Annotated in this window: 9 protein-coding genes and 1 pseudogene; 4 read left to right on the top strand and 6 right to left on the bottom strand. The window is 64.0% G+C overall.

The window, feature by feature from the left end; genetic code table 11:
- Nucleotides 1-346: 346 nt before the first annotated feature.
- Together AC1D0P_RS20295 and AC1D0P_RS20290 are read left to right on the top strand one after the other, a co-directional pair.
- Nucleotides 347-952 (top strand): hypothetical protein, encoded by a 606-nt coding sequence (locus AC1D0P_RS20295; RefSeq protein ID WP_477678402.1) that lies wholly within the window; start codon nucleotides 347-349, stop codon nucleotides 950-952.
- 90 nt (nucleotides 953-1,042) lie between these two features.
- Complete coding sequence (locus tag AC1D0P_RS20290) at nucleotides 1,043-1,489, top strand: PaaI family thioesterase (protein WP_477678401.1); 447 nt, start codon at nucleotides 1,043-1,045, stop codon at nucleotides 1,487-1,489.
- A 55-nt stretch (nucleotides 1,490-1,544) separates the two neighbouring features.
- Here AC1D0P_RS20290 and AC1D0P_RS20285 read toward each other — a convergent pair whose 3' ends face one another.
- The 6 genes from AC1D0P_RS20285 to AC1D0P_RS20260 all read right to left on the bottom strand — a co-directional run bounded on the left by AC1D0P_RS20285 (nucleotide 1,545) and on the right by AC1D0P_RS20260 (nucleotide 8,055).
- Nucleotides 1,545-2,033: a hypothetical protein gene (locus tag AC1D0P_RS20285; RefSeq protein ID WP_477678400.1), complete on the bottom strand. Its 489-nt coding sequence runs from the start codon at nucleotides 2,031-2,033 to the stop codon at nucleotides 1,545-1,547.
- A 52-nt stretch (nucleotides 2,034-2,085) separates the two neighbouring features.
- Entirely contained in the window at nucleotides 2,086-3,066 is a 981-nt protein-coding gene (locus tag AC1D0P_RS20280) for a hypothetical protein (protein ID WP_477678399.1), read from the bottom strand.
- A gap of 120 nt (nucleotides 3,067-3,186) precedes the next feature.
- The gene (locus tag AC1D0P_RS20275; RefSeq protein WP_477678398.1) at nucleotides 3,187-4,755 is read right to left on the bottom strand and encodes a DHA2 family efflux MFS transporter permease subunit; all 1,569 of its coding nucleotides are present in this window, start codon (nucleotides 4,753-4,755) and stop codon (nucleotides 3,187-3,189) included.
- Nucleotides 4,756-4,830: 75 nt separating this feature from the next.
- The gene (locus AC1D0P_RS20270) at nucleotides 4,831-5,895 is read right to left on the bottom strand and encodes an EmrA/EmrK family multidrug efflux transporter periplasmic adaptor subunit (protein WP_477678397.1); all 1,065 of its coding nucleotides are present in this window, start codon (nucleotides 5,893-5,895) and stop codon (nucleotides 4,831-4,833) included.
- 53 nt (nucleotides 5,896-5,948) lie between these two features.
- Nucleotides 5,949-7,412, bottom strand: a complete 1,464-nt coding sequence (locus AC1D0P_RS20265; protein WP_477678403.1) for an efflux transporter outer membrane subunit — start codon at nucleotides 7,410-7,412, stop codon at nucleotides 5,949-5,951.
- 109 nt (nucleotides 7,413-7,521) lie between these two features.
- Nucleotides 7,522-8,055, bottom strand: coding sequence for a MarR family winged helix-turn-helix transcriptional regulator (locus AC1D0P_RS20260; protein WP_477654947.1), 534 nt, complete (start codon nucleotides 8,053-8,055; stop codon nucleotides 7,522-7,524).
- Nucleotides 8,056-8,144: 89 nt separating this feature from the next.
- On the opposite strand from AC1D0P_RS20260, the gene AC1D0P_RS20255 reads away from it, so the two are divergent.
- Both AC1D0P_RS20255 and AC1D0P_RS20250 read left to right on the top strand, forming a co-directional pair.
- Complete coding sequence (locus AC1D0P_RS20255; RefSeq protein ID WP_477678396.1) at nucleotides 8,145-9,929, top strand: ABC transporter transmembrane domain-containing protein; 1,785 nt, start codon at nucleotides 8,145-8,147, stop codon at nucleotides 9,927-9,929.
- 165 nt (nucleotides 9,930-10,094) lie between these two features.
- Nucleotides 10,095-10,259: pseudogene (locus AC1D0P_RS20250) on the top strand (Glu/Leu/Phe/Val dehydrogenase); the annotation flags it as partial.

The following is a 10,259-nucleotide window of genomic DNA, read 5'->3' as shown; positions in this document are numbered from 1 at the left end:
GTTTGAGCCGAAGGCGAGTTTAGCGAGACCCCGTCTGGACCGAGCACCGCAGGTTGCCCGTAGCGAAGCGCAGGGACGCAGCAACCAGGGTCGCGGTTTCTTTTTGTTTCTTTTTGTGTTTGCGTAACTTCGCTTCGCGAAGTGAGCAAACCCCGCGCGCGTAGCGCGCCTTTTGGCGAACAAAAGAAAACCCGCTTTGCGGGTTTCGCTAAAAGTGAGTAGCCGCCGGGCTACCCCCGGCCAGCAGGACTAAGCAAAACACTCAACCGTCAATCCGACCACAGCCTAGACACACAGAGTGACTACACTGGTACCTCCCCCCACAGCCCCACCCCAAACCCAAAAAATGGAATTCTTCACTTTGGTGACCTGCGTCGCCATAGCCGTCTACATCCTCAAACTGTCGGAAGAACGCCGTCGCATCGCCCTGCTGGGCAGCCACCTCGGCCAGTACCAGATCGAAAAACTGATGGAGACCCTGACCGACGGCTACCTGCGGGCGCTGGGCGAGAAGGATGCCGAGCGGCGCGAGCAGGTCTGGAACCAGCTGGCCAGCTCAGAACTAAAGCTGTGCGAGCAGTTCACCCGCTTTGCCACAGGCTTTTCCAAGGTCGATGAAATCGATGCACGCACGAGCAAGCTGCCGATTGCCATCCCCTTCGTTGCCAAACTCTTTCCAGGCCTGACATTCGACATGCGAAAAGTGCTGGCGATCCACGCCCAAGGCATCCTGCAGACGGCAGAAAACAGCGCCCAGCACACGCCCAAGGAAAAGGCCTTCACGATGTCGGCCGAGCTCTTCCTGATGCAGCACAGCTGCCACTGGTTCTGCAAATCCAAAGCTGTTGCCTCGGCGCGCATGCTGGTGCGGCACAAGACATCGCATGAACAACTCGTGGCCTCGGTATCACCTGAGACACGCGCGGCCTACGTCGCCTTGACGGGGCGGTGACGCCTGCGTCACAAGCAGCTGATCTTTCCAACCGCCGGGCTGTCACCCGCGCTACAGCCCGTAGCCTCGGGCAGTCCTATATTTCCAGCCATGACGGAACTCACAATCCTGAACACCCTGCAGGCGGTGAACCAGACCGCCTCCTTCAACCGCTGGGCCGGCTTTGAAGTTGTGCGGGCCTCGGCCGGCGAAGCCGAGATACGCATGGCCTGGCGGGAGGAAGACATGGGCCAGTACGCCGGCTACCTGCATGCGGGCCTGATAGGCGCGATGCTGGACACGGCCTGCGGTTACGCGGCCGCCACCGTGGCCGGCCGCGTACTGGCCTCGCATTTTTCAGTGAACTGCCTGGCGCCGGCCGTGGGCCGCGGCTTTGTGGCGCGCGGGCGCGTGGTGAAGGCTGGGCGCAAGCAGGTGTTTGCCGGGGCGGAGTTGTTTGCCGAGCAGGACGGTGGAGAGTTGCTGCTGGTGGCTACCGGCAATGCGATTTTGGTGCCAGTGGAGGCGGCGCTCAAATCTCCCGCTTCGAGCGCCTGACAGAATTACGCGAGTCACTGCGGCTCCGAGGTCCGGATTCACTGGCCCCTGGAACTCACTTGACATCAAATTCAAAGGTCCGGGCCAAACGGTTCCCAATGAAAACCCGAATGACATAGCGTCCCTGGGGATCCCCCGGAGCCACCGCCCAGGTATTGGCAATGACGCCGCGATCCGGAACCACTTTCCCCTCTTTCACCGAGGTCTTCTGATCCGATGAAATGGTTTGCGATGCATTGGGATCCGACTCGCCCCACGTCGCCGGTTTCCCCGGAAGGGTAAATTCCTCCCGCCAACTCACCTCCTCCTGGGTTGGATTCACCATCACGACCCAGCCATAGATCTGGCCGGGAACAAGTGGAACTTGCCGGGTCGCAACGAAAGCAGGCTTACCGGAGTCAGGCGGATTGAAGAGCCCAAACTCGGCGCGTACAAGCTCCATGTTTTCCGCWACGGCCTTCGGTACTTGATCAGACGTGGCGAAGACAAAGGGCGAAACAAGCGCCAGGATCACAGCAGCGAGGAAATGGGTGGTGATTCGCATGGTTCATGCTTTCATCAAGTTATTGAGTTCGGCTGGAAGGCGTGGAATGAAATCATGGTTTCAATTCCTTCGGCATACGCCCCTTGCGAAAGACGTTCGGCGCAACGAATAGGCGCTCGATGGCCTTGCCCTCAAGTACGTAAGCTTCATCCCCACATGTCTGGCGCCAACCAGGATTGAATGGGAATGTAAGGAAAAGCCTTTGCGGCCCGTATATCGATAGCAGGCGCCAATCGAAGGAACGCCAGTTGACGCAGGCATTCACATCATCGTCGTTCAATTGCCTTTCGCAAATTAACTTTGAGTCGCGAGATTTGCGCTTCAAACAAACGGCATGCGCTTGCTTGTCCTCCTGGAACGTTTTTTCAATCGCCGCTCCAAGGAGAGAATTCAGTTCTTCCTGAGCGTCGGCTTTGAACAGTGATTGAACAGGAATCTGAACGCCAGCTTTGTAGTCGAAAACCAGAGTTTCAATGGCATGCTGCGGCCGGGTACCTCCCAGCCATTCCGTGTACAAGGTAAAGAGAATGTAGGGGCCGAAGATATGTTCAGGGAACAACTCAGATTGCGTATTGGCAGAACCGCGAAGCTCTTTGTCTCGGCCAAGTTCGGACAAAACACGCGAGTCTTTCATGGCCAGTGCTCGACCTGATATCTCAGGGTCACCTTGAAACAAGGCTTTCAGCGCAACCGTTCGAGCCCAGCCATTTAGCCTTCCAAGACGTGCTGCGTTTTTATCGGAAAACACCGGGTATTTCCAGGCTACCGGATAGGCGCCGTTTTCCGGTGGCTCATGAGCACCGGACGGCCATTCCGGAACATCGCCTCCGGCGTATTTGAAGCTCGACGGGGCTTCAACGGTTTCGCTTGCCGCTATTGCAATAGATGTGGACGCTACAAAAACAAGAATTGCGCTTAGGGTCGAAACCAACAGCTTGAAGCACACGCGTGCGGCCAAGACCTGGAAGCTCCCCATGAAATGCCTACGCAAGCCCTGCGGCACAAGCTGGTGATTGCCGTCGAATTTAGACATCGAATTCCTTGAGACCCCATGCGCGGGGCTTCAAGGAATGTATTGCAAATTCGCGTCCCTATGAAAATTCCGCGAAACCCGGCGCACCCTGCTTGCGGTCAGGCGCGCCGTTGCTCTACCTCAATGCGCCCCGGCTGCCGCATCCGCCCCACCCGCCCCCGCATGCGTGGGCCGCGTCAAAAACACCAGCGGAATCAGCAGCAGGAAGATCAGCGCCGAAACATAAAACACGTCGTTGGCCGCGAGCATGTAAGCCTGTTGGTCGGCCAGGCGGTTGATGGTGCCCAGCGCCTGGTCGGGCGTGAGGCCGGCGCCGGCCAGGCCGGCAAGCGCGCTGTTGGTGGCGGTGCTGCCCTGGTTCACGTATTCGCTGATCTGCGCGTGGTGCATGGCGGCGCGGTCCTGCCAGATGGTGGTGGCAATGGAGGTGCCGAAAGAGCCGGCCGTGATGCGCACGAAATTCGACAGGCCCGACGCCGCGGGGATCTTCTCGGGCGAGATGCCCGACAGCGTGATGGTGACCAGCGGGATGAAGAAGAAGGCCATGGCCACGCCCTGGATGATGGTCGGGATCATGATGGTCTGGAAGTCGGCCTGGGTGTTGAAGTGAGAGCGCATCCACAGCACCAGCGCGAACACCATGAAGGCAAAGGCGGCGAAGCGGCGCGGGTCAACCTTGGAAATGTTCTTTCCGACGACGGGCGACAGCAGCAAGGCGAAGGCACCCACCGGCGCCAGCACCATGCCGGCCTGTGTGGCGGTGTAGCCCATGTACTGCTGCAACCACAGAGGCAGCAGCACCACGTTGCCGAAGAAGAGGCCGTAGCCCACCGACAGCGCTAGCGCGCCGGCCCAGAAGTTGCGCCCCTTGAACAGCGTCAGGTCCACCACCGGGTGCTCTTCGGTCAGTTCCCAGATCACGAAGGCGATCAGGCCGACCAGCGCGATGATGGCCAGCGCGACGACCTCGCCGGAGTGGAACCAGTCCAGCTCCTGCCCCTTGTCGAGCATGATCTGCAGCGAACCGACCCAGACCACCAGCAGCGCCAGACCCACCGAATCGATGGGCAGTTTGCGGGTGACGCTTTCACGCTTTCGGAAGATGCTCCAGGTGATGAAGGCCGCACCCAGGCCCACGGGGATGTTGATGTAGAAAATCCAGGGCCAGGAAATGTTGTCGGTGATCCAGCCGCCCAGCAGCGGCCCCATGACAGGCGCGACCAGCGTCGTCATGGACCATAGCGCCATGGCCAGCCCCGCCAGCGCCTTCGGGTAACTCGACAGCAGCAGCGCCTGCGACAAAGGAATCATGGGCCCGGCGACCAGGCCCTGCAGCACGCGCAGGAAGATCAGCGTGGTCATGTTGGGCGCCAGGCCGCACAGCCAGGAGGTGAGCACGAACAGCAGGACGCTGGCCGTGAACAGGCGTACCTGGCCGAAGCGCTGTGACAGCCAGCCGGTGAGCGGCACGGCGATCGCGTTGGCCACGCCGAAGCTGGTGATGACCCAGGTGCCCTGGTTGGGGCTGACGCCCAGGTCGCCGGCGATGGCGGGCAGCGACACGTTGGCGATGGAGGTGTCGAGCACGTTCATGAAGGTCGCGGCCGACAGGGCCAGCGTGCCCCACAGGCGTGCCGAGCCCGTCAGCGGCGGAGGTGCGATGTAAGCGGAAGCAGGTGCGGAAGCCATGAAAGCCTTGCGAAGGAGGGGCTGGTGGAAACCGCGGTGGGGGTTCGCCGCGGTTGCGCGTGCTGGGGCTGTGGCTTAGCGTGCCGGGCGGTTGCCGGCCAGGGACAGCGTGTGGCTGAAGGCCAGGGTCTGCGCATCGGCGCCGGCCTGGGCAGGCAAAGCAGCGCCGCCCGCTGGAAGCAAAGGCTTCGCCGCATTGGCGGCCTTGGCCGACTTCACCGCGGCCTTGCCGGTGTTGGCGGCGATCACGCGCTGCACGTCCTTGTCGGCCGCATCGTCCTGCGCGCCGTAGGTCTGGGTGTGCGCCACGGCGGCATCACGCGGCGCATCGGCCAGCATTTTGCCGTTCTTGTTGCTCACGTCGACTTCAGCGTCCATGGACAGGCCCACACGCAGCGGGTTCTCGGCGAGCTGCTTGGCATCCAGTGCGATGCGCACGGGCACACGCTGCACCACCTTGATCCAGTTGCCGGTGGCGTTCTGCGCGGGCAGCAGCGAGAACGCAGCGCCGGTGCCCACGCCCAGGCCAGCCACTGTTCCCTTGTATTCGACCTTCTTGCCGTAGAGGTCGGCCACCAGAGTGACGGGCTGGCCGATGCGGATGTTGCGCAGTTGCACTTCCTTGAAGTTGGCGTCTACCCAGACCTGCTTGAGCGGAATGATGGACATCATGGGCGTGCCGGCGGCCACGCGCTGGCCGAGCTGCACGGTGCGTTTGGCGACATAACCGTCCACCGGCGCGAGCAGGCCCGCGCGCTGCGTGGCGAGGAAGGCTTCACGCACCCGGGCGGCCGCCACCTGCACGCTGGGGTGCTGCTCGATGCTGGTGCCTTCGGTCAGCGCCTGGTTGCTGGAAAGCTGCTCGCGCGCGGCGACCACGCCGGCCTGTGCGGCGGCCAAGGCGCTTTTGGCGGTGTCCAGTTGCGTGCGGGCGTGGTTGAGTTCTTCCCTGGACACGGCGCCGTTGCCGGTGAGCGACTGGCGGCGGTTGAGGTCGTCATTGGCGCGCGCGATGTCACTTTGCGCCTTGGTGACATCGGCGTCGCGCAGCGCGACCGGCGCCGGTGCGGCGGCGGGCGTGGCCGTGGGCGTTGGAGAAGCGGATGGCGCTGGAGCGTTGGAGGATTCAGGAGTGTTCATGATGCGTGTTATGTGTTGGGTTAACTTTTGATCGCTGGTCACTTGTTCAGAGTTCAGAAAGCCGAACGAGCCTGCCGCTCCGCGGGCACGGCCTGGCCGGGTGTGTAGCCGCCGCCCAGCGCGCGTATCAGCGCCACCTGCGTGTCGAGCGCGCGGGCCGACAGGTCCACGGCCTGCCGGCGCTGGGCCAGCACACTGGTTTCCGCCGTGAGCACGTTGAGGTAGTTGCCCAGGCCGGCCTTGTAGCGCTGCACGGCAATTTCGTAGGCGCTTTCGGCGGCGTCCTGGGCGGCGCGCTGCTCGGTTTGCTGGCGGGTGATGGCTTGCGAGGAGGCCACCTGGTCGGCGACGTCGCGCACCGCATCGATCACGGCGGCGTTATAGCTTTCCACCGCGGCGTCGAGGTCGGCGGTCTTGCCGCGCAGGTTGGCGCGCAGCCGGCCCGCATCAAAAATCGGCAGGCGCAGCGCCGGGCCCACGCCCCACTGCCTGCTGCCCGAGTCCATCAAGTTGCCCAGGCCTATGCTGGAGAAACCAGCGAAGGCGACGAGGTTGATGTTGGGATAGAACTGGGTCTTGGCATTGGCCACGTCCCTGGTTGAGGCCTCGACACGCCAGCGCGCGGCGGCGACGTCGGCGCGGCGGCCCAGCAGGTCGGCCGGCAGGGTGGCGGCGACCGCGACATTTTTGATCGCGGCTTGCGCGGGTGGATTCAGCGCGGCGGCGGCGTCGGGCTGGCCGACCAGCGCGCCCAGCGCGTTGCGCGTGAGGGCCATCTGCTCCAACAYGGTCTCAAGCTGCAGGCGCGCTTCGGGCAGGCCGCCTTCGCTCTGGCGCAGTTCAAGGCGGGTATCCAGGCCGGCGTTGACGCGGTCTTGCACCAGCTTCAAGGTCTCCTCACGCTGGGCCAGCGTGCGGCGCGCCACACTGGCTTGTTCGTTGAGGCGCACCAGCTGGAAATACGTGCGGGCGACATTGCTGGCCAGCAGCACACGCGCGGCCTGGGCGTCGGCTTCGGCGGCGTTGGCGCTGCCCAGCGCGGCATCGAGCGCCGCGCGGTTCTTGCCGAAGAAATCAAGCTCCCAGCTCGCATTGAGCTGGGCCGTGCCGCTTTCGCGGATGGAGCCGGCCAGCGGCGGCGGGACCGCGCCATTGGCGGTGTAGCGCTGGCGGGTCAGGTCGAGCTGGCCGGTGAGCTGCGGCAAGGTGGCGGCGTCGGCCACTTCAATGACGGCCTGCGCGCGCGCCAGGCGGGCCTGCGCGAGCTTGAGGCTGGGGCTGGTCTGCAGGGCCTGCGCGACCAGGGTGTTGAGCTGCTCGTCACCGAAATCGCGCCACCACTCGGCGGCCAGCTGCGCCTGCGCCGAGGCCTGCGTGCCGGCATCGGCCTTCAGGCCCAGCGAGGGCGCGTCGCGCAGGCTGGCCTGCGGCGCAATGCCGGACATGTCGGCGCAGCCGGTGAGGCCCGTTGCCATCAGGCCCACGGCCACCACGCTGGCGGCGGCCACCAGGGCCATGCGGAAGGAGGCGCGCCAGACCGGCAGGGTTTCCTGGGCATTCTGCTGCGCAGTGCCGGAAATGACGGAGTTGGCGGCTTGGTCGGAATCCATGGGAAAGGAACAGGTGTTATTTGTCATGTTGTTCATTCGCTGCTTGGAGGGTGTGCGCGGTTTCGAGGATACGGCGCAGATAGGCTTTGAGGTTTTGCCACTCTTCCACCGAAAATCCGGCCAGGTGGGCGTTCTGCACGCGGCTCAGCACGGCCGGGATTTCCTTGGCGGCATCGCGGCCTTCGGGGGTCAATTCAATGTTCACCACGCGCCTGTCGTCGATGGAGCGGATGCGGCGGCAAAAACCCTTGGCTTCGAGCCGGTCAAGCAGGCGGGTCATGGAGCCCGCGTCAAGCTGGCATTCACGCGCGAGTTCGGCCACGGTGGAGGCTTTTCGGAGATAGAGCTTGAGCATGGGCACCCATTGGGCGTTCGTCAGGCCCTGAGGCTCGAGTTCGCGTGCGACCTGCTGGGAAACGCTGTTGATGATCTGGCGCATCAGGTAGCCGGTGCTCTGGCCGGCGTCGTAATCAGCCGCGCAATAGAAATCGGCCGGCAAACCGCAAAGTGCGGGGCCGGGGGATTCCGGGCGGGTGGGTTTGGAAGTCATGGGTTCGAATAATACATGCCTAGACAATTAATGTCAAGGCGGTGTTTGTTTCGGCAATTTATTGCCCTATTTTTGACTAAACTCCCTGCATGGCTACTCTCCCCTCCTCCCTGGGCCCCAAAGGCTCCCCGCGTTCGCTCTCCGGTCTTTTGCCTTTTTTGCGGCCCTACTGGGGCCACATCCTGGCGGCTGCGGTCTTCCTGGTACTGGCCGCGGTGGCGACGCTGGTGTTTCCGCTGGCCCTGCGCAGCCTGATCGACGGCGGCCTCACAGCGGCCGACAAGGGCCAACAGCTGATGGCCTTGCGTACTCATTTCTTCGAACTGTTTGCCGTAGCCGCCGCGCTGGGGCTTTTTTCGGCGGGCCGTTTTTACATGGTGAGCTGGCTGGGCGAGCGCGTGACGGCCGACCTGCGCAACGCGGTGTATGCCCATGTGGTGCGGCAAAGCCCGGAATTCTTCGAGACCACGCAGACCGGCGAGGTGCTGTCGCGCCTGACCGGCGACACGACGCTGGTGCAGACCGTCGTGGGCTCCTCGCTGAGCATGGGCCTGCGCAATGCCGTGATGGGCGTGGGCGCGCTGGGCATGCTGGTCTATACCAACCCCTATTTGATGGTGCAAGTGCTGGGCGTGCTGGTGCTGATCGTCGCGCCCTCGGTGTGGTTCGGCCGGCGCGTGCGCAAGCTGTCGCGCGCCAGCCAGGACCGCGTGGCCGACTCCAGCGCCATCGCCGCCGAGGTGCTCAATGCGATTCCGGTGGTGCAAAGCTATACCGCCGAAGCACGCGAGTCGGCGCGTTTCGACCAGTCGACCACGAATGCCTTCAACACCGCCGTGCGGCGCGCCCGGGCGCGCTCGGTGCTGGTGGCCTTCATCATCATCGCCACCTCGGCGGCGCTGCTGTGGGGCCTGTACCAAGGCACGCAGGCCGTGATGCGCGGCGACATCTCGGCCGGCCACCTGGGCCAGACCGTGGTCTACGTGATCATCCTGGCGAGCGCCGCGGCGGTGCTGGGCGAGGTCTATGGCGACCTGCTGCGCGCGGCCGGCGCCACAGAACGCCTGATGGAATTGCTGGCCTCGCGCTCACCCGTCACCTCGCCGCCCAACCCCGTGCCGGCGCGGCTGACGCAGGCGGGCAGCGCCATCCAGTTTGAGGCCGTGAACTTTCACTATCCGTCGCGCCCGGCGCAGGCTGCGCTCAGCGATTTCAGCCTGAGCGTGGCGCCCGGCGAAACCGTGGCCATCGTCGGGCCCAGCGGCGCGGGCAAGAGCACGGTGTTCCAGCTGCTGCTGCGTTTTTACGACCCGGCTTCGGGCCGCATCGCACTCGACGGCGTGCGCACGGCCGACATGTCACTGCAAGACCTGCGCGACCGCATCGGCATCGTGCCGCAGGACGCGGTGATCTTTTCCACCAGCGCGCTCGAAAACATCCGCTACGGCAAACCCGGCGCCAGCGACGAGGAAACCCGTGCCGCCGCCCAGGCCGCATTCGCGCACGAGTTCATCACCGCTTTGCCCGAGGGCTACGACACTTTCCTGGGCGAGCGTGGCGTGCGGCTGTCGGGCGGTCAGCGCCAGCGCATCGCGATCGCGCGGGCCATGCTGAAGAACGCACCGCTGCTGCTGCTCGATGAAGCCACCAGCGCGCTGGATGCCGAAAGCGAGCGCATGGTGCAAGCGGCACTGGAATCGGCCATGAAGGGACGCACGACGCTGGTCATCGCCCACCGCCTGGCCACGGTGCAGCAGGCCGACCGCATCCTGGTGCTGGACCACGGCCGGCTGGTGGAGCAAGGCACGCACACCGAACTGGTGAACCGCGGCGGCGTGTACGCGCGGCTGGCCGCTCTGCAGTTCACGGTCTGACACCCATCGATCCGGCCGCCTGGACCTTGCCGCCGGGTTCAAGACCCGGGATATGCATTATTTGCATAGATAGTGGTGCACAATGCCTTGGACTATTTGAGGGCGGGCTTTTAAGCTCCGTGCATTGACTTTTCCTCTCAAGAAATCCCACAAGGAGTTTTTTCAATGTCACACCCCGCCGCCGCCTCCGGCTCCACCCCCGCCGGCTCCCATCCCCTCCCCTCCTACCTCCAGGCAGACAACCTCGGTCCCTGGGGCAACTACCTGCAACAGGTTGACCGCGTCATCCCACACCTGGGCAGCCTGGCGCGCTGGGCCGAGACGCTCAAG

This window comes from Polaromonas sp. P1_G2 (assembly GCF_056405515.1).
The sequence above is the reverse complement of the archived record's forward strand: the minus strand, read 5'-3'. Positions and strand labels throughout refer to the sequence as shown.